The sequence below is a fragment of the Pseudoalteromonas sp. APC 3224 genome (genome assembly GCF_030407535.1).
In the GTDB taxonomy this organism is placed as follows: Bacteria; Pseudomonadota; Gammaproteobacteria; order Enterobacterales; family Alteromonadaceae; genus Pseudoalteromonas.
Window position 1 is genome coordinate 1 of record NZ_JASDDF010000040.1, and the last position, 19,249, is coordinate 19,249.

18 protein-coding genes are annotated in these 19,249 nt (G+C 41.0%); 7 read left to right on the forward strand and 11 right to left on the reverse strand.

Annotated features, from left to right (window positions below):
- From QL989_RS16615 to QL989_RS16630, 4 genes are all read right to left on the reverse strand, one after another.
- A partial coding sequence (locus QL989_RS16615; RefSeq protein WP_290171268.1) for a hypothetical protein occupies positions 1-656 on the reverse strand: 656 nt, incomplete at its 3' end.
- Between the two features lie 143 nt (positions 657-799).
- Entirely contained in the window at positions 800-1,897 is a 1,098-nt protein-coding gene (locus QL989_RS16620) for a hypothetical protein (RefSeq protein WP_290171270.1), read from the reverse strand.
- Positions 1,898-2,010: 113 nt separating this feature from the next.
- Positions 2,011-2,796: a hypothetical protein gene (locus QL989_RS16625; protein ID WP_290171272.1), complete on the reverse strand. Its 786-nt coding sequence runs from the start codon at positions 2,794-2,796 to the stop codon at positions 2,011-2,013.
- 100 nt (positions 2,797-2,896) lie between these two features.
- Complete coding sequence (locus QL989_RS16630; protein WP_290171275.1) at positions 2,897-3,556, reverse strand: hypothetical protein; 660 nt, start codon at positions 3,554-3,556, stop codon at positions 2,897-2,899.
- Positions 3,557-3,814: 258 nt separating this feature from the next.
- On the opposite strand from QL989_RS16630, the gene QL989_RS16635 reads away from it, so the two are divergent.
- Positions 3,815-4,051: a site-specific integrase gene (locus QL989_RS16635; RefSeq protein WP_290171277.1), complete on the forward strand. Its 237-nt coding sequence runs from the start codon at positions 3,815-3,817 to the stop codon at positions 4,049-4,051.
- Between the two features lie 258 nt (positions 4,052-4,309).
- Here the strand turns inward: QL989_RS16635 and QL989_RS16640 are convergent, their stop codons facing one another.
- From QL989_RS16640 to QL989_RS16670, 7 genes are all read right to left on the reverse strand, one after another.
- Complete coding sequence (locus tag QL989_RS16640) at positions 4,310-5,080, reverse strand: SDR family oxidoreductase (RefSeq protein WP_290171278.1); 771 nt, start codon at positions 5,078-5,080, stop codon at positions 4,310-4,312.
- 9 nt (positions 5,081-5,089) lie between these two features.
- Complete coding sequence (gene mmsB / locus QL989_RS16645; RefSeq protein WP_075169250.1) at positions 5,090-5,989, reverse strand: 3-hydroxyisobutyrate dehydrogenase; 900 nt, start codon at positions 5,987-5,989, stop codon at positions 5,090-5,092.
- Positions 5,990-5,993: 4 nt separating this feature from the next.
- Positions 5,994-7,151, reverse strand: coding sequence for an enoyl-CoA hydratase/isomerase family protein (locus QL989_RS16650; RefSeq protein WP_290171282.1), 1,158 nt, complete (start codon positions 7,149-7,151; stop codon positions 5,994-5,996).
- Entirely contained in the window at positions 7,151-7,930 is a 780-nt protein-coding gene (locus QL989_RS16655; RefSeq protein WP_036982737.1) for an enoyl-CoA hydratase, read from the reverse strand. The genes QL989_RS16650 and QL989_RS16655 overlap by 1 nt, the downstream gene beginning before the upstream one ends.
- Before the next feature lie 10 nt (positions 7,931-7,940).
- A complete protein-coding gene (locus QL989_RS16660; protein ID WP_290171284.1) occupies positions 7,941-9,098 on the reverse strand; it encodes an acyl-CoA dehydrogenase family protein in 1,158 nt (385 codons plus the stop codon).
- Positions 9,099-9,217: 119 nt separating this feature from the next.
- Positions 9,218-10,708 (reverse strand): CoA-acylating methylmalonate-semialdehyde dehydrogenase, encoded by a 1,491-nt coding sequence (locus QL989_RS16665; protein ID WP_290171286.1) that lies wholly within the window; start codon positions 10,706-10,708, stop codon positions 9,218-9,220.
- Between the two features lie 72 nt (positions 10,709-10,780).
- A complete protein-coding gene (locus QL989_RS16670) occupies positions 10,781-11,962 on the reverse strand; it encodes a thiolase family protein (protein ID WP_010389953.1) in 1,182 nt (393 codons plus the stop codon).
- 329 nt (positions 11,963-12,291) lie between these two features.
- On the opposite strand from QL989_RS16670, the gene QL989_RS16675 reads away from it, so the two are divergent.
- Genes QL989_RS16675 through QL989_RS16700 form a run of 6 tightly spaced genes read left to right on the forward strand, consistent with a single transcriptional unit; the run spans position 12,292 to position 19,229 of the window.
- Positions 12,292-12,726, forward strand: coding sequence for a MerR family DNA-binding transcriptional regulator (locus QL989_RS16675; protein WP_008114692.1), 435 nt, complete (start codon positions 12,292-12,294; stop codon positions 12,724-12,726).
- A 35-nt stretch (positions 12,727-12,761) separates the two neighbouring features.
- Positions 12,762-13,937, forward strand: a complete 1,176-nt coding sequence (locus QL989_RS16680; protein ID WP_008114693.1) for an isovaleryl-CoA dehydrogenase — start codon at positions 12,762-12,764, stop codon at positions 13,935-13,937.
- Positions 13,938-13,946: 9 nt separating this feature from the next.
- Positions 13,947-15,554: a carboxyl transferase domain-containing protein gene (locus QL989_RS16685; RefSeq protein ID WP_290171288.1), complete on the forward strand. Its 1,608-nt coding sequence runs from the start codon at positions 13,947-13,949 to the stop codon at positions 15,552-15,554.
- Positions 15,555-15,566: 12 nt separating this feature from the next.
- Positions 15,567-16,337, forward strand: a complete 771-nt coding sequence (locus QL989_RS16690) for an enoyl-CoA hydratase/isomerase family protein (protein WP_290171289.1) — start codon at positions 15,567-15,569, stop codon at positions 16,335-16,337.
- Positions 16,338-16,345: 8 nt separating this feature from the next.
- Positions 16,346-18,328, forward strand: coding sequence for an acetyl/propionyl/methylcrotonyl-CoA carboxylase subunit alpha (locus QL989_RS16695; RefSeq protein WP_290171290.1), 1,983 nt, complete (start codon positions 16,346-16,348; stop codon positions 18,326-18,328).
- A 1-nt stretch (position 18,329) separates the two neighbouring features.
- Complete coding sequence (locus tag QL989_RS16700) at positions 18,330-19,229, forward strand: hydroxymethylglutaryl-CoA lyase (protein ID WP_008114701.1); 900 nt, start codon at positions 18,330-18,332, stop codon at positions 19,227-19,229.
- Positions 19,230-19,249: the final 20 nt, after the last annotated feature.

Sequence of the window (19,249 nt, forward strand, 5' to 3'; positions counted from 1 at the left end):
CTAGCAGGTATATCTTTTCTTGCTAAAATAGAAAAGCTATCAGGACAATTAAATAGGTTTTTTCGCACTTTTTCTATTTTTAAAATTTTATTTTTTATAGGTAAATAGGTATAAGCTGTTTTTGGGTAAGGTATAACTCCTACCGCGCCCTTAATAGGTAATGTTGGATTTAGAACTTCCCTAACGAATAGAGCGCCATATTGACCTTGCCAGCCTTTCGAGTTATCAGAAGATATATCGCAGTTGCTATTTGAACACTTCCATTCTTTATAAGCTAAAATGTCGCCTGAAACTTGGTTTTTAATATAAGTTCTTTGAAAGTAATACTTACGGTTATAAATATCTCTACTCTCAATGATATTTTCTACTACAAATTTTGACGTTTTTTCTATTGGTTGTATTAAAGAAGCACCAGAACCTATTTGATGAAATTGCTCCACTTTGAAATTTATTTTTTCAAAATTAAGCCACCTCAAATAACCTAAACTAGTGTTTGGGTAATAACGATTATTTTCAAAATTTTTATTAATCAAAGTGATTTCTGTAATATCATTTTCTCGATCTAAAATTACTTTTCTGTCAGGTTCAACACCAAAGAAATATAAATAAATAATTGAGAAAATTAGGAGAAGAATCGCCCAGCGTACTATTTTCATTTGATAAAACTCTAACGCCCATTTAAAAGACTGATAATAGTTTGCTAAATATTTTTAAATATTAATTACCAAATTCAAATAAAACAAAGTCACCGTCTATACGCTCTAGCCAATAACTCAGTCTCATCGCTACCTATATTTATCTAATTCCGATAAATAAGTGGTAAAGCTCCAAAATAGTCATTTATGTGAACTTCATCGAAATAAATATATCCGTATGTTCCATAAGCGGCTTTTCCGTACCAACCAAATTTATTTTGGTTTGGTATCATTTCATTATTTTCATCCACTTCATGTGTAAAAGTATAAAAATATGCTTGACGATTACCTTGGTATTGATAACTAAAAGCTTTCCATGAACCATCGGTTGACTTTATAGCTGCACTTACTTTACCGAATGCTATTTCACGTCCATCAACAGGTGCATCAGCTATAACCTCCAACCTCACGTGGTACCATGTGTCTATGGTTATTTCCTCACTATCGAAACGAGCTTTTCTTATAAATAAAACTGTATCACTTTTATCTGGTAAATGAGCTACAACTTCGCTTCCATCAATGTAATTATTGTCATTAGTCTTACATAGCTTTTCATTATCATTGTTTCTTAAGGTATCCTTATAATTATCGGTATTATATTCCCTTTCCAAATTACCATCATTGTCGCGATCTATAACTATATAATCATTTGCAGGGCTTGTGCCACAAACTATTTGATGTAAAAAATTAATTGAAAGTTTCCCATCCTGTTCACTTAAATAAAATTGTGTTTTTGGCCCCATTTGAGAAGTAAACCATTGTTGAAATATTATAGCGCCAGGATATTCAGAGCTTATCTCATTTCCGCTTGCATCATATTTTTTATATTCTGTAGATAAAGGGGATGTGTTTGTCACTTTAAAGCTGAATGCAAACCATCTTGAATTTCTTGTTTCACCAGGAGTAATTGATTGAGGAGGGATGTTTTTAGCATGTAGCTCTACTCGATCAGTTTGATTACTACAAGAAGATGTTGTTTTATTTCCACTTCTAACAAATCTTACAGCTGTATTTTTGTAATCATCAAGGTTACCAGGCAGACCTTCATACCATTTTTGTGATATTGAACCATTACAGTCCAAATATTCATATATAGATGGTTGACTTTGTGGAGATAAAATAAAGCTATCTTGTACATAGCTTTCCGCTTGTGTAGTTTGTGATAATAGTAATAGTATGATTGAACTCAGACTACGATTCATAGTGATTTCCTTATGTTAATTAAGTTGTACATTGTTTTTTTAAATATATATATCGTTGCCCCTCTACTATTAACTACAATAGAAACTGAGCGCCAAGCATTGCGAATCACTGTTTAATTGTTTGTTAGCCATTTGTCTAACCTTTCCACTACAGCCCCTAACCCTTCCATGCTTGCGGACGGCACCTGAGTAAGCTTATTAGGAAACACAGTTCCCATATACTTACCTTCATCAGATAATCTATAAATCACTAAATAAGATTTTTTTAGCCCTTGACTGTCAACTTTTACCTTAGGCAACGAAAACCAACCATCAGCATTGATATTTGATGATGTTTTGTTTAAACCAACATACCTATATTCGTACTCACCCGTATCAGTGTTCATTGAGTAGAGTGAAACAACATAATCGCTAGGAACATAACCTGAGTTTAAAGCTACTTTCCCTTTAATAAACGTACTGCTACCTACTTCCTTTATCTCTATGTTTTCAAACTTATCGATGGCAAGTTGAGGTTTAGCAACCAGCATATACCTGCTACCAGTCAACGTTCCAAAATAGCTTTCAAGAGAATCTGACAACGAGAACCATATCGCCCACGACAGTACCAATGCACTGAGTGATATCGCCCCTGAAAATATACTATTTTTGAAATAGTTAACTGTAAGCCTTACAAAGAAAAGGCTACTACCCACTAGAGCTAAGATGTATACAAAATAGAAAAACACTGCCCATAAAAATTCCGTTGTATCAAACCCCAAACCCGACAAGTTTCCCAGAAACGGACCAGCGACCAAGGTTGCAACTGAAACACCAAGAATCGTAGCTAAGTCTGAGACTATGGAAAGCCACTTTAGTAATGATGCTGATTTAATTTCTTCGTAAGTTTTTAAAAACATAATTTAATTAGATAGTCTCGAAATGGCTAACCCCCACTTAAGCGGACGGAAATAGTTGGCTAAATTGTGTAGCGTAGCGAAATTCAACCAACTATTGGAGTTACGGCTTAAAGTGCTTGTTATGCTTATCTACGCCAATTATATATTTATATTCGGCTTCAATTTCACTTCGGGCAGCATTTAATTTAGGCAAATGTTCATGAATCCAAGGACCATAAAGTTCTTGTAAACGTTGTTCATGTGAATCGTTTGACTGGGCGAAAACTCTAAGTTTAGTTAAGCTTTCCCATACACTGGTTAGAAAACTATAAACTGATTTTTGCGAAGTATCCGATAAGTATAACTTTTTCTTTTCAAAGTCATGAAAGTACGTATCAAGAGCCAAAGCTGCCTTATCCATTCTTTCAATTGCAGGTGGTTTATCTCTGCCTAATTCATCGGGTTGAATTGCCCACCGGCATTGCAACCAAACATCCGCTAGTAATTCATAATTTTCAGTGATCGCATCAAATCGCTTTTGACTAATAGTATTTAATCTATGCTCGAATAGTTTTGCTTTTTCAGTAAGCTCTGCTTTCGTAACTTCTAAATTTGCTACATAGAGCGCTTTTTCACTTTCTAGCTTCTTGTCTAAATTAGATTTTTCATTTTGGATTATCCTCTTTGACCATAATTTACCTAGCCATGCAGACATAGCTAAAATAATTACAGCCCCACCTCCGAATAAAGGTAATAACTCTCCATAAATGAAATTGCTCAAATCATACTCCATAAGCATAACAATTTTGTCTACGACATTTGTTGTTTTATAAACCGACAAATGTCCATATATTTCAATGCATTTATCTTAACCATCAAATAAACACCTGTAAACAATTAGTTAACTACGTCTAATTTTTTACAAATAAAAAAAACACCAAAATGGTGGAGATCAACAACATATACTGTCGATGTACAGTCATATTTTCACGAGATTCATATCATGAAATAACCTTTTTTAACTATGATAGCCGAACAAATGTATCTAAAACGTTATGCTAAAAGTACCATTAAAGCGTATTTATACTGGATTGCTTCATTTATTCGCTTTAACTCTATGAGGCACCAAACAACGATGGGAGCCAATGAAGTCGTTCAATTAGTCAACCAACAAAATGTTGCTCCTAACACTCAAACACTAGCCTTAAATGCGTTGAGCTTTTTATTTAAAGAAGCGATTAAAAAGCCACTTTCATTATCATTAGGTTTTTTTTAAGAGCAAACGAGTAACTAAACTACCGGTAGTTTTAACGCAACAAGAAATAAATAATTTTTTTAAAGTGTGCTCTTCGAAGCATTATTTACCCTGTGGATTACTTTATGGCAGTGGTATGCGATTAATGGAGGTACTACGTTTACGGATACATCAGACCTTTTTCAAGATTATAAACTCCTCGATTTAAAACAAAAAAAGCACAGCTCAAAGGGCTGTGCTTTTTAATCAACTAACACTCATACGTTTATAAACATTAGTTTACAAACGAATACCGCCGTCTATCTCTACTACACGGCCAGTGAAAAAGTCGTTTTCGATAATATACTGAGCAGTATGGGCTATTTCAGCGGTTTCACCTAAGCGCCCTACGGGTGTTACTGCTAGCATGCGCTGTTTAGCTTCTGGCTTCATTACATCGGTCATGGCGGTGCTAATAACACCTGGGGCAATAGCGCCAACGCGAATACCAAAACGACCAAGTTCTTTAGCCCATGTAGTGGTTAGTGCCACAACCCCCGCTTTTGAGGCGGCATAGTTAGTTTGGCCAATATTACCTGCACGCGCTACGCTCGACATGTTTACAATTACGCCACCTTTGCCTGATTCAATCATGTAGCTTGCAGCTTCGCGCCCTGCTAAAAATACGCCTGTTAGGTTAACGTCAATCACTGATTGAAATTGTTCAAGCGACATTTTTTTAACCACTTTGCCGTCTTTGGCTTTTATAAACATACCATCGCGTAAAATCCCGGCGTTATTAATTAATACCCCAATGTGTCCAAAGTCACTGTTAATGGTATTAAATACGTCTTCAACTTCGCTCTCAACGGTTACATTGGCGCTGTAGCCTTTAATAGTGCCTGTTACGCCAGCTAATGCAGATAGCTGCTCGGTTGCTTCATTTAACTGGGCTTGCGCCATATCAATTAAGGCAATATTAGCGCCCATTAAGGCAAACTTTTGCGCCATTGCAAAACCTAAGCCTTGTGCGCCACCGGTAATAACTACGGTATTATTTTTTATTTCCACAATACTTTCCTACTTCGAAAACAATTTAAAAATGGCACTAAAATCATCACTGCCTGCACCTTGGTGCTGCATCATAGTGTATAAATTTTTAGCCATTGAGCCCATTGGCGTCAGTGAATTACTTTGTTGCGCTGCTTCCATAGCAAGGCCTAAATCTTTAGCCATTAAATCAACCATAAAACCGGGTTTATAGTCGTTACTAGCTGGTGCGGTTTCCATAACACCTGGGCAGGGGTTATAAAGTTCTAACGTCCAGTTACGACCCGAACTTGCGCTCATTATGTCGCTGAGTACTTTTGCATCGAGGCCGTTATTAATTCCCATTTGAATGGCTTCACTGGTGCCTGCCATTAAAATACTCAACAGCATATTGTTACATATTTTAGCAACTTGCCCTGCACCAATATCACCAGCATGGAATATGTTTTTACCCATATCGACTAATACAGTATTGGCTTTATCGAATGCAGCTTGCTCACCACCCACAATAAAGGTTAACGTGCCCGCTGTTGCGCCTGCTACACCACCCGATACAGGTGCATCAACAAACGCAATGCCTTGCTCGCCAAGGGCATGGCCTACATCACGAGCTGATTGTGCATCTATGGTTGAACAATCAATCACTAACGTGCTTTTACTTAGTACTTTAATTAAACCCGATTGCTCGTCTGTGCCTAAATAAAGTGATTTAACATGTTTGCTTGCCGGTAGCATGCTAATTAGCACATCAGCCTCGTGCGCACAGTCACTTGCGCTTTGCGCCGCACTAGCCCCATGATTCACAAGCTCTTTAACGGCCTCTGCACTTAAGTCAAAAACGCGCACACTGTGGCCTGCTTTAACTAAGTTTGCTGCCATTGGGCCGCCCATGTTACCTAAACCAATAAATCCTATATTAAGTTTACTCATCGCTTTACCCTTGTAAATTTAGTTGTGAAAAGTACGGCTCTAGCGGATGTTGCTCGCCAAAGCGATTTGCAAAAAAGCTCTCTACTACTTCGCTTGGCACATTAGCTAAGGTTTTAAATTGCCACTGTGGTGTACCGTCTTTATCGATTAGTAAGGCACGTACACCTTCTTGAAACTCGCCCACTTCGCCAGCACGAACCGACATGCCTAATTCCATTTTAAAACAGTCAGCTAAGTTTTTGCCTTTGCTGTGTTTAAGCTGCTCACTCACTAAAGCACAACTTAATGGACAACCATGCGCCAACGATTTTTGTGCACGTTGTAGCCATTTGTCATCTGTGGTTAGGTTTAAAATGTAATCTACCTGCTGCTGTAACGTGTCAAAGTCGCCTAACTTTTGAATTAGCGATAAGTTAGCTTTTAAATTGCCTTTAGGCATACGGCTAGAGTTGTTATCTAACTCAATAAGCAAGTTACTTAGCTTGTCGTGGTTTAAACTTGCTGTTTTACCCCATTTAGTATTGAGTAACGCTTCAACAAGCTCTGGGTATTTATTGGCATTTACAAAGTGGTCGGCAAGCGATACAAGCTTAGCGTCTTCACAATTTATAGATGCCGAGGTCAGCCCTAAAAACAAACCAACATGGGCGGGCATTTTATGTAAAAAATAACTGCCACCTACATCAGGGTAAAGACCAATGGTTTGCTCTGGCATGGCAATGCGTGATGTTTCAGTAACAACACGATGACTGGCACCGGCCATTAAACCTAAACCGCCGCCCATTACAATACCGTTACCCCAGACTAAAATGGGTTTGTTGTAGCAGTGAATTAGGTAATCGAGCTGATACTCTTGAGTAAAAAACTCTTCAACCAGTGAGCTCGGTTTACCTTCACTCATTGCTTTGTGTAAGCTCACTACATCGCCACCGGCACAAAATGCTTTTTCACCTGCGCCTTTAAGAACCACTAATGCAATGTTATCGTCTTTGTCCCATTGTTGTAGTTGCGGCTCGAGTAAGCTGATCATTTCAAAATTTAACGCGTTTAATGACTTAGGCGCGTTAAGCGTTGCAAAACCAATGAGTCGGCCATTGTCTGTGGTTGCCGTTTCAAATACCACGGCAGCATCAGCTGAATTTAAACGGGTTAATTGACTCATTAGCCATTCACCCAATTAGCTTTACGCTTTTCTAAAAAGGCGTTAACGCCCTCTTGCTGATCTTCTGTATCAAATAAACCAACAAACAGTTCACGCTCCAGTGGCAATGCATTTGCCATTGGCTGATGACGCCCTTTTTGAATCAATGTTTTACATGCAGCAACCGACGATGGGCTTTGCTCTGCCACTTGGTTTGCCAGTTTTAGTGCTGCAGCAAAGCTTTCACCTTGTGCCACTACTTCTTCCACTAAGCCAATTTGTAGCGCTTTATCGGCTTTTAAGCGCTCACCGCATAAAATCATGCGTTTTGCCCAGCCTTCACCCACTAACCATGCTAAGTTTTGCGTTCCACCAGCACAGGGTAATAAACCCACTTTTGCTTCAGGCAATGCCATTTGTGCTTGCTCTTCTGCAATACGAATATCACAAGCAAGCGCTACTTCAAGCCCGCCACCCATTGCATAACCATTAATAGCTGCAACCGACACGCCTCTAAAATTAGTTAGCGCTTCAAACGCTTCACCGAATACACATGACATATCTGCGGCGACACCTTTGTCGCCACTGGCAAATACATTTAGGTCGGCACCGGCGCTAAAAAACTTCTCGCCTTCACCAGTCAGTACTAATGCATAAATATTTTTATTGGTGTTGAGCTGATTAACTGTGTCTTTAAGCGCCACTAAGGTGTCTTTCGTCCAGGTATTGGCTGGCGGATTCGACATAGTTAAAATAGCTACATGGCCTTCAATAGTTAATTCAATGCTAGGATTTGACATACTAATTTCCTTATAAAACTTCGCTGGCTGATTCGGCTAAGATACGACGTGCAATAATCACGCGCATAATTTCGTTAGTGCCTTCTAAAATTTGATGAACACGTACATCGCGTACGTGGCGTTCAAGTGGGTACTCTTTAATGTAACCGTAGCCCCCATGAATTTGCAGCGCATCGTTACACACGGTAAAACCAATATCGGTTGCAAAGCGTTTAGCCATAGCACAATAAGTTGTTTTTTCACTGTCGTTAGTGTCAAGTTTAAACGCAGCGAGTCGAACCATTTGGCGCGCTGCTACAAGCTCGGTATTCATATCGGCAATTTTAAATTGTAGCGCTTGAAATGCTGCCAATGGCTTACCAAATTGGGTACGCTCTTTTAAATACTCACGTGCGGTATTAAGTGCCGCTTGTGCAGTACCAATAGAACAAGTGGCAATATTAATACGACCGCCATCTAAACCTTGCATGGCAAACTTAAAGCCTTCGCCTTCTTGGCCTAATAAGTTTGCTGCTGGAATTCGTACATCTTCAAAACTGATTAAGCGTGTTGGCTGGGCATTCCAACCCATTTTTTCTTCTGCTTTGCCGTACTCAATACCTTTGGCATCTGCTGGTACAACAAACGCTGAAATGCCACTTGGGCCATCTTCCCCAGTACGTGCCATTACAACTAAAATTTCTGTTTCACCGGCGCCTGAAATAAACATTTTTGAGCCGTTAATAACATACTCATCACCATCACGAACTGCTTTAGTTTTTAATGACGCAGCATCAGAGCCAGAGCCTGGCTCAGTTAAACAGTAAGAGGCTAACAATTCGCCCATTACCAATTGCTCAACGTATTTGTCTTTTACTGCATCGGTGCCAAAGCTTGCGATCATCCAGGTTGCCATATTATGAATGGTCAGCATAGCCGTGGTAGCTGTACAACCCAGTGCAAGTTGCTCAAAAATAATGCTTGAATCTAAACGAGATAAACCTAAGCCACCGGCTTCTTCTGGCGTGTATAAGCCACAAAAGCCAAGCTCACCAGCGGCTTTAATGGTGTCTTTTGGGAAAATATGTTCGCGATCCCACTTAGCTGCATGTGGTGCTAGTTCAGATTCTGCGAATTGACGCGCCGTTTGCGCAAAAGCTTGTTGATCTTCAGATAAGTTAAAGTCCATGGTAGACCTCTTGTTGTGTTTTGTTTGTTGTCGGTGCATCCCATCAAGGGAGTTATTAGTGAGGAGCGACAACACTGTGTGTTGTGCCCCTCTTTTTTATTAATTATGCGGTTAAAATGTTACTTAAGGTTAATACTCATATTTGGGCCTGAAGCGATATCATCTTCAAACCAGCGTGAGGTAATGGTTTTAGTTTCTGTGTAAAAACGAATACCTTGTTTACCATACGTGTGAGTATCACCGTAGAATGAGCCTTTCCAACCCGTGAACGAGAAAAATGGTAAAGGCACAGGAATTGGCACATTAATCCCCACTTGACCCACTTCAATTTCGTGTTGGAATTTACGTGCAACCGCACCACTTGAGGTAAATAGTGAGGTACCATTGCCGTAAGGGCTTTCGTTAATAAGCGCAATGGCTTCTTCAAGGGTATCAACAAACATACACGCCAATACTGGGCCAAAAATCTCTTCTTTGTACAAGTTCATATCTTTGGTTACATCAGTAAATAACGTAGGACCTACCCAGTTACCTTGCTCGTAACCTTCAACGGTAAAATCAGAGCCATCAATTAAACAGGTAGCGCCTTGTGCTTTACCATCGGCAATCAGTGATAAAATACGTGCTTTTGAAGCAGGCGATGTTTGTGGGCCATAAGCCGCGTCTGCATCATCCCAAACACCTGGGCGTACACCTTCAAATCCTGCTTTAATTTCATCAACCCAGTCTTTTGCTTGACCAACAAATACCGCCACAGAGATACCCATACAGCGCTGACCTGCCGCACCTACAGAGGCACCCACAAGGTTATTAACAACATGCGATTTACTCGCATCAGGCATAATTACCATGTGGTTTTTAGCGCCAACACACGCTTGAACACGTTTTAAGTTTTGTGTGCCTTTAGAGTAAATATAGGCACCTACACCACATGAACCCACAAATGAAATAGCACGAACGGCTTTGTCTTCTAGTAAGCGGTCTACTTGTGGTTTAGTACCGTGCACAACTTGTAACACGCCCTTTGGTGCACCGGCTTCAATAAATAGCTCAGCTAAGCGCATAGGAGTAAGTGGATCTTGCTCAGACGGTTTTAAAATAAAGGTGTTACCACACACAATTGCCAGTGGGAACATCCACAATGGGATCATTGCCGGAAAGTTAAATGGCGTAATACCTGCACACACACCCAGTGGCTGCATGTAAGAATACGTATCGATTTTGCGCGCTACGTTTTCCATGGTTTCACCCATCATTAACGACGGCGCATTAGCAGCTTGTTCAACTACCTCAATACCACGCCACACATCACCTTTTGCATCTTCAAACGTTTTGCCTAGCTCATGACAAATAATAGTGGCTAGTTCATCATGGTTTTCTTTTAATAGCGCCGCGTATTTCATCATAATGCGCGCACGCTCAGTAATAGGCACATCTTTCCATGTTTTAAATGTTTCGCTTGCTGATGCAATCGCCGCATCCATCTCTGCGTCTGTAGCGCATGGCACTTGCGCGAGCACTTCTTGATTAGCTGGGTTTACAACATCAATTAATTCATTTGACGTTGACTGAACGAACTCGCCGTTAATTAGTAAAGGTACTTGGTGCATAATAAATCCTATTGAGTCAATTTAATTGCCGCAGCGCTGTGATTGTTATAGTTGCTGCGGCTTTGTTATCAGTTAAAGTGCTTCGACTGCCATAGCAACGGCTTCACCGCCACCTATACACAAGGACGCAACGCCTTTTTTGAGGCCTCGGTTTTTAAGCGCATGAATAAGTGTTACTAAAATACGTGCGCCACTGGCACCGATTGGGTGACCCAATGCACACGCACCACCATTAACATTAACTTTGCTTTCATCAAGCTTTAATTCGTTAATAGCCAACATGGTAACCATGGCAAACGCTTCATTAATTTCCCATAAATCAACATCGGCGGTTGTCCAGCCAGCTTTTTCAAGAACGCTGTTCATTGCGCCCACTGGGGCTACGGTAAATTCACTTGGTTTTTGAGAGTGAGTACTGTGAGCAACAATTCTACAAAGTGGTGTTAAACCCTCAGCTTTTGCTTTTGATTCGCTCATTAGTATTAGCGCAGCACCACCATCTGAAATAGACGATGAATTAGCGGCAGTAATAGTGCCGTCTTTTTTAAATGCAGCTCTTAAGCTTGGAATTTTTTCAGGACGTGCGTTGCCAGGTTGCTCATCAATTGAAACAGTGACATCGCCTTTACGCGTTTTAATAGTGTGCGGAGTAATCTCGTTATCAAACCACCCATTGTCTATGGCTGCATTTGCTTTACTTAATGAACCCAGTGCAAACGTATCCATTTGCTCACGACCAATACCATATTCATCGGCTGTGTCTTGAGCAAAGCATCCCATTGCTTTATTGTCGTAGGCGTCTTCTAGGCCATCACTCATCATGTGATCTTTGATTTCGCCATGCCCCATACGCATACCGCCGCGGGCTTTAGGAATAAAGTAAGGTGCATTGGTCATGCTTTCCATACCACCAGCGATTGCTGATTCAATAGAACCTGCTTTAATAAGGTCATTCGCTAACATCGCTGCTTTTAATCCAGAGCCACATACTTTATTAATAGTGGTAGCGCCGGTGCTTAGTGCAAGCCCCGCTTTAAGCATTGCTTGACGCGCAGGTGCTTGGCCTAAACCGGCTGGTAATACGCAGCCCATAATTACTTCATCAATTGCATCATTGCTTAAACCCGTTTGAGCAAGTGCGCCTGCAATGGCCGTAGCACCTAATTCGGTAGACTGCGCATCACTTAGTGCGCCCATAAATCCACCCATTGGGGTGCGTTTTGCTGCTACAATTACAACGCTTTCGAAAGACATAAAAGGCTCCATTTTCAATTAACGCAAACATGTTTTATTATGTTTAGCTTAATGTTTAAACTAATCTGATAAATACGAGCATACATAAAATTTACGTTTACGCCAACGTAAATCTAAAATCAACTTTCTAATTAGTGTAAAAACTGTAAAGTTAGCTTGCTAAAAATTTATTACATACTGTCTAACTGGCTTATAACGTTTATAAACACTCAACTTCTGCTGCATTTCCGCTTTTATTTTATACGTCTAAAGTATAACAACCAGATCGCACTTTACCTTTACGTAAACTTCACTTATATTGGAGTTATTCGAATGAGGTAAACATTACAATGAAATCAGATAATCAAACAAACTTTGCAAATTCAGCCAACGAGCCGGCTAAAAACGAACAAACTTTTAGCATTAGTGAATTGGCTAAAGAATTTGATATTACCACCCGCTCTATCCGTTTTTACGAAGACCAAGGGTTAATATCGCCAGAGCGCAATGGTCAAACACGTATTTACTCAAAGCGCGACAAGGTACGCCTTAAGCTAATACTTCGCGGTAAACGTTTAGGTTTCACCTTAGCTGAAACAGGTCGTTTGTTTGAACTGTATGATGCTGATAAATCAAGTGCAAAACAGTTAGTTACTATGCTTGACCTTATCAGTGAGAAAAAAGCCGATCTTTCACAACAGATGGATGACATTAAAGTGGTTCTTATGGAACTGGTCACCGCTGAACGTCGCTGTCGCGACACGCTTAGCAAAATAGATGAATAAAATATAACAACGTCATCAACACACAGGAATTAATCATGAGCACTATTTCACTATATAAAGAAATGAACTTTGGCCTTGGCGAAACTGCAGATATGATCCGCAGTCACGTAAACAGCTTTGCCAGTCAAGAAATTGCCCCACTAGCTGAAAAAACTGACCTTGATAATGCGTTCCCCAATGAACTTTGGCCGCAAATGGGTGAAATGGGCGTGCTTGGCATGACCGTGGATGAAGAGTTTGGTGGTGCTGGCTTAGGCTATTTGGAGCACGTTATTGCCATGGAAGAAATTAGCCGTGCAAGTGCCTCTATTGGTTTAAGTTACGGTGCGCATTCAAACCTGTGTGTTAATCAAATAAACCGTAATGGTTCACAAGCACAAAAAGAAAAATACTTACCTAAACTAATTAGCGGCGAGCACATTGGTGCACTGGCGATGAGTGAGCCTAACGCGGGCTCTGATGTTGTTTCTATGAAACTTAAAGCAGAGAAAAAAGGCGATAAATACATTTTAAACGGTAATAAAATGTGGATCACTAATGGCCCTGACGCTGATACGTTGGTAATTTATGCAAAAACAGATTTAAACGCCGGCGCTAAAGGGATTACTGCCTTTATTGTAGAAAAAACATTCCCTGGTTTTTCAACCGCACAAAAGCTCGACAAGCTCGGCATGCGTGGTTCAAATACCTGTGAATTGGTATTTGAAAACTGTGAAGTACCCGAAGAAAATATTTTAGGTAACTTAAACGAAGGCGTTAAGGTACTTATGAGTGGCCTTGATTATGAGCGTGTTGTTTTAGCGGCCGGCCCACTTGGCATAATGCAAGCGTGTATGGATATTGTGGTGCCTTACATCCATGAGCGTAAGCAATTTGACAGCCCTATTGGTCAATTTCAGTTAATACAAGGCAAAATTGCTGATATGTATACACAAATGAATGCAGCTCGCTCATATGTGTACACAGTAGCAAAAGCATGTGATCGCGGCGAAACCACCCGTAAAGACGCTGCTGGCGCAATTTTATACGCTGCTGAGCTTGCAACTAAAATGGCATTAGACGCAATTCAAATTTTAGGCGGCAATGGTTATATAAATGAATACGCAACAGGTCGTTTACTGCGTGATGCGAAATTGTATGAAATTGGTGCAGGCACCTCAGAAATACGCCGTATGTTAATTGGTCGCGAATTATTCACTGAAAGCCGCTAAGGATTAGTTATGACGATTTTAAAATCGAGCGTTAATCCGCATGATCCAAATTTTGTGCAAAATCACAACAACATGTCGGCGCTAGTGGATGATTTACGCGGTAAAGCAGCAACAATACGTTTAGGCGGCGGCGCTGCTCTAAAAGAGCGCCATGAAGGCCGCGGTAAATTGTTTGTCCGTGACCGTATTACCACTTTGCTAGATGAAGGCTCGCCATTTTTAGAAATATCGCAATTTGCTGCCTTTGGCGTTTATGAACAAGATATTCCTTGTGCCGGTGTGGTTGCAGGTATTGGTCGCGTTAAAGGCGTTGAATGTATGGTGATTGCTAATGATGCGACAGTAAAAGGCGGCACCTATTTCCCGCTGACTGTTAAAAAGCATTTACGCGCTCAAGACATCGCCGAACGTTGTCATTTACCGTGTATTTATTTAGTTGACTCAGGTGGCGCAAACTTACCTGAGCAAGACGACGTATTCCCTGACAAACTGCATTTTGGTCGTATTTTTTATAATCAAGCGCGTATGTCGGGTAAAGGCATTCCACAAATTGCTGTGGTTATGGGGTTATGTACTGCAGGTGGTGCGTATGTTCCTGCTATGGCCGATGAAAGTATTATTGTAAAAGAGCAAGGCACTATCTTTTTAGCTGGTCCGCCGCTGGTAAAAGCTGCCACCGGTGAAGTAGTTACTGCAGAAGAGCTTGGTGGCGCCGATGTACACTGTAAAACATCAGGTGTGGCCGATCATTACGCAGAAAATGATGCTCATGCCTTGTCGATTGCTCGCCAATGTATTGAGCGAATTAACTATTCGCGCCCTACCTCACCATTACTAGAAGAAGTAAAAGCCCCTCGTTATGATATTAACGAACTTTACGGCATTGTCGGTACTGATCTCAAAAAGCCATTTGATGTCCGTGAGGTCATTGCACGTACTGTCGATGACTCATCGTTTGATGAATTTAAACGCTACTTTGGTGAAACACTGGTAACAGGTTTTGCCAGCATTTATGGTCATCCCGTAGGCATAGTGGCCAACAACGGTATTTTATTTAGTGAGTCAGCGCAAAAAGGCGCACACTTTATTCAATTATGCGCTCAGCGCAACATTCCACTGGTATTTTTACAAAACATCACTGGCTTTATGGTTGGTAAAAAATACGAGTCTGAAGGCATTGCTAAACACGGCGCTAAAATGGTGATGGCGGTATCGTGTGCCGACGTACCCAAATTTACTATTTTAATCGGTGGCTCATACGGTGCAGGTAACTATGGTATGTGTGGTCGAGCGTTTGAACCGACCATGATGTGGATGTGGCCAAATGCTCGTATTTCAGTTATGGGTGGTGAACAAGCCGCTGGTGTAATGGCGCAAGTAAAACAAGATGGTTTAGCCCGCAAAGGCGAAAGCATGAGCGAGCAACAAATTAGCGATTTTAAAAAGCCGATCATCGATCAATACGAACAGCAAGGTCACCCATATTATGCCAGCGCCCGTTTATGGGATGATGGCATTATTGACCCTGCCGATACACGCAATGTTCTTGGGCTTGCACTTAGCGCAGCTAAAAATGCTCCTGAGCGTGAATCAAAATTTGGCGTATTTAGAATGTAATGGGAGCTTAAAATGTCAGTAACACTACAAATAACAAAATCTAATGTGGCTGTACTTGTTTTAAGTCGCCCAGAAAAACGCAATGCCTTTAATAGCGACGTTATCCATGAGCTTATTCAATGTATTGAACATGCTAATACGCTCGATATTCGTGCCCTTGTCTTAAAAACTGAGGGTAAACACTTTTCAGCCGGTGCCGATTTAGCCTGGATGAAATCGATGGCAGATAACAACTATAACGATAATTTGGCCGATTCAATGCAGCTGGCTAAGTTAATGCAAGTTTTAGCACAAAGCCCACACCCTACTATTTGTGCGGTACAAGGCGCAGCATTTGGTGGCGCATTGGGCTTAATTGCTTGCTGTGATATTGCGCTCAGTAAAGACGACGCTCAATTTTGTTTAAGTGAAGTTAAATTAGGTTTAATTCCTGCTGTTATAAGCCCTTATGTAATAAAAGCTATTGGTGAACGCGCTGCTCGTCGTTACTTCTTAACGGCTGAAGTATTTGATGCGCATATGGCTAAACAGCTGGGGCTAGTTCACCAAATTACAGGGAATTTAGACTGTGCACTGGATAACCTATTACAAACGCTGATAGATAATGGCCCGGTAGCGGTTAAAGCAGCTAAAGCGCTTATTAATGATGTGGCAAACAAAGAAATCGATAACGAAATAATTGCGCTCACTGAAGAACGTATAGCCAAAATTCGTGTATCAGACGAAGGTCAAGAAGGTCTAACTGCCTTTTTTGAAAAACGCCCTCCCCAATGGCAACTCTAGGACGCATTATGAACACAGTACACTTACAAAAAATTCTGATTGCTAATCGCGGAGAGATTGCTTGTCGTATTATGCGAACAGCAAAGCAAATGGGCTTGACCACAGTTGCGGTTTATTCAGATGCAGATAAAAACGCTCAACATGTGAAAATGGCGGATGAAGCCTACCATATTGGTGCAGCGCCGAGTAAAGACTCATACCTAGTTGCAGATAAAATACTAAACGTTGCCAAAATGAGTGGCGCTGATTGTATTCACCCTGGTTATGGATTTTTATCTGAAAACAGCGAATTTGCTAATGTTTGTGAAGCCAATAACATTGCCTTTATTGGGCCACCAGCAAGCAGCATAGAAGCTATGGGCTCTAAGACCCGTGCAAAAGAAATTATGGCAGCCGCTAATGTTCCTTTGGTGCCAGGTTATTATGGCGATAAACAAGACCCTAGCTTTTTACAAGCTGAGGCTGAAAAAATTGGCTACCCTGTGCTTATCAAAGCGGCCTTTGGTGGCGGTGGTAAAGGCATGCGTATTGTTTCAAAAGCCAGTGAGTTTATAAGCGCATTAGAAGGTGCTAAACGTGAAGCTACTGCCGGTTTTGGTAATGATCTGGTTTTGCTTGAGCGTTATGTTGACCAACCACGCCATGTTGAAGTACAAGTATTTGCTGATAACTATGGCAACTGTGTGTATTTAGGTGATCGTGATTGTTCATTGCAGCGTCGGCATCAAAAAGTGATTGAAGAAGCGCCTGCCCCCGGTTTATCAGACTCATTGCGAAAAGAAATGGGCGAAGCCGCGGTACGATGTGCCCTAGCAATTGACTACCGAGGCGCTGGCACTGTGGAATTTTTACTCTGTGGTGATGAGTTCTTTTTCATGGAAATGAATACTCGCTTGCAAGTAGAGCACCCAGTGAGTGAAATGGTCACAGGCGTTGATTTAGTTAATTGGCAAATTAATGTAGCCAGTGGTTTAGCGTTACCTTTAGCGCAAGCAGATATTCAGCTACAAGGACACAGCTTTGAAGCACGTATTTATGCTGAAGATCCAAGTAATGACTTTATTCCGTGCTCTGGCACTATTGAGGCACTATATACGCCCCCGAACAGTGAATATGTACGTATTGATACTGGTATTGCCCAAGGTGATGAAATAAGCCCGTATTACGATCCAATGATTGCCAAACTTATTGTTCATGATGATAACCGCGACCAAGCACTTTCGCGTTTACAACAAGCATTAACACAATTTCATTTAGCCGGATTTAGCACTAATATCAGCTTTTTATATAATTTAGCGATTCATCCACGCTTTAAACAAGGTGCTCCAAGCACCCACTTTATTGCAGAGCAAGGTGAAGCGTTAGTTACTATTGACCCGTCTTTATTACAAACTAGCCGCTTAATTGCAGGTTTTGCGTATTTAGCATCACTTGGTAGTAATACAAGTAGTGCAAATCCATGGCAACAATTACATGGGTTTAGTTTAAATGCGCCGCAACAAGTTAACATTCCATTTAGCGATACCCCCTTAAACGCAATAAAAACCGCGCAGGGCTATAGCATGACCATTAATGACAACACCTTTGAAGTGCAAGGTGAGTTAACTAATGGCTACTGCAACGTATCGATTAATGGCGCTAAACACACTGCGCATGTTAGCCACGTTGATAATGCCATTACTGTAATGAACCAAGCACTGCAAACTAAGTTTGAATGTGTTGATAAACATTTCATCAGCTCACATGAAAATGAGGCATTACCCCTTGCTGCCCCACTTAATGGTACTGTAGTTAAACACTTGTTAGAGGTGGGAAGCACCATTACTAAAGGCGATGCAGTGGTTATAATTGAAGCAATGAAAATGGAATACACGCTTAATGCCCCACATGATGGCGTATTAAAAAGTTACTGTTTTGCTGAGGGTGAACTGGTAAGCCATGGCGCTTTACTGGCCATAGTTGAAGACACAACTGCAGAGGAACCCGCTTAATATGAGTTCATTATTACCTAAAGCAGTGCGCATTGTTGAAGTGGGCGCCAGAGATGGACTTCAAAATGAAGCCGCTGTAGAAACTGCTGATAAAATAACGCTTATTAACGCACTCGCCGCTGCAGGCATAAAAGACATAGAAGCTGGAGCGTTTGTCTCACCTAAATGGGTGCCACAAATGGCAGACTCTAGTGAAGTAATAAGCGCACTTAATTTACCTGAGGTTAATCTCAGTGCCCTTACCCCTAATTTAAAAGGGGCAGAGGCAGCAGATGCTGTAGGTATTAAAGAATTTGCAATATTTACCGCAGCGAGCGAAGCATTTTGCCAAAAAAATATTAACTGCTCTATTGAGCAAAGTTTGGCGCGTTTTAGTGAAGTTATGGCTTTTGCAAAGGCGCATAACATTCGCGTGCGCGGTTATGTAAGTTGTGTGTTAGGTTGCCCGTATGAGGGAGATGTTGACCCTCATACTGTACTGGCTGTTGCTGCTAAACTCTTAAAAATGGGCTGTTATGAAATTAGCCTAGGTGACACCATAGGTGTTGGCACACCCGCTAAAGTAATAGAGCTACTTACATTGCTACTTAAACATATTGATAAATCTAAACTTGCTGTACATTTTCATGACACATACGGGCAAGCGCTCACAAATATTTACGCTGCTCTAAACCTTGGTATAGCAACGGTTGACAGTGCTGTTGCCGGCCTTGGTGGCTGCCCATATGCCAAAGGCGCGTCAGGAAATGTTGCCACCGAAGATGTTGTATACTTACTGCAAGGGCTTGGCATTGAGCATGGAATTGATTTACAAAGGCTTGCTGAGGCAGGTTGGCAAATTACGAGTGCACTGAACAAACAACCTGCTAGCAAGGTTTCTGCAGCATTACACGCACAATAATTACATAGCACAGAATGAGG

Excerpts from the sequence above, each read along its gene's own strand:
- QL989_RS16620 (WP_290171270.1), bottom strand. The coding sequence starts at position 1,897 with ATGAATCGTAGTCTGAGTTCAATCATACTATTACTATTATCACAAACT.
- QL989_RS16625 (WP_290171272.1), bottom strand. The coding sequence starts at position 2,796 with ATGTTTTTAAAAACTTACGAAGAAATTAAATCAGCATCATTACTAAAG.
- QL989_RS16635 (WP_290171277.1), top strand. The coding sequence starts at position 3,815 with ATGTATCTAAAACGTTATGCTAAAAGTACCATTAAAGCGTATTTATAC.
- mmsB (WP_075169250.1), bottom strand. The coding sequence starts at position 5,989 with ATGAGTAAACTTAATATAGGATTTATTGGTTTAGGTAACATGGGCGGC.
- QL989_RS16650 (WP_290171282.1), bottom strand. The coding sequence starts at position 7,151 with ATGAGTCAATTAACCCGTTTAAATTCAGCTGATGCTGCCGTGGTATTT.
- QL989_RS16655 (WP_036982737.1), bottom strand. The coding sequence starts at position 7,930 with ATGTCAAATCCTAGCATTGAATTAACTATTGAAGGCCATGTAGCTATT.
- QL989_RS16660 (WP_290171284.1), bottom strand. The coding sequence starts at position 9,098 with ATGGACTTTAACTTATCTGAAGATCAACAAGCTTTTGCGCAAACGGCG.
- QL989_RS16665 (WP_290171286.1), bottom strand. The coding sequence starts at position 10,708 with ATGCACCAAGTACCTTTACTAATTAACGGCGAGTTCGTTCAGTCAACG.
- QL989_RS16670 (WP_010389953.1), bottom strand. The coding sequence starts at position 11,962 with ATGTCTTTCGAAAGCGTTGTAATTGTAGCAGCAAAACGCACCCCAATG.
- QL989_RS16675 (WP_008114692.1), top strand. The coding sequence starts at position 12,292 with ATGAAATCAGATAATCAAACAAACTTTGCAAATTCAGCCAACGAGCCG.
- QL989_RS16680 (WP_008114693.1), top strand. The coding sequence starts at position 12,762 with ATGAGCACTATTTCACTATATAAAGAAATGAACTTTGGCCTTGGCGAA.
- QL989_RS16685 (WP_290171288.1), top strand. The coding sequence starts at position 13,947 with ATGACGATTTTAAAATCGAGCGTTAATCCGCATGATCCAAATTTTGTG.
- QL989_RS16690 (WP_290171289.1), top strand. The coding sequence starts at position 15,567 with ATGTCAGTAACACTACAAATAACAAAATCTAATGTGGCTGTACTTGTT.
- QL989_RS16695 (WP_290171290.1), top strand. The coding sequence starts at position 16,346 with ATGAACACAGTACACTTACAAAAAATTCTGATTGCTAATCGCGGAGAG.
- QL989_RS16700 (WP_008114701.1), top strand. The coding sequence starts at position 18,330 with ATGAGTTCATTATTACCTAAAGCAGTGCGCATTGTTGAAGTGGGCGCC.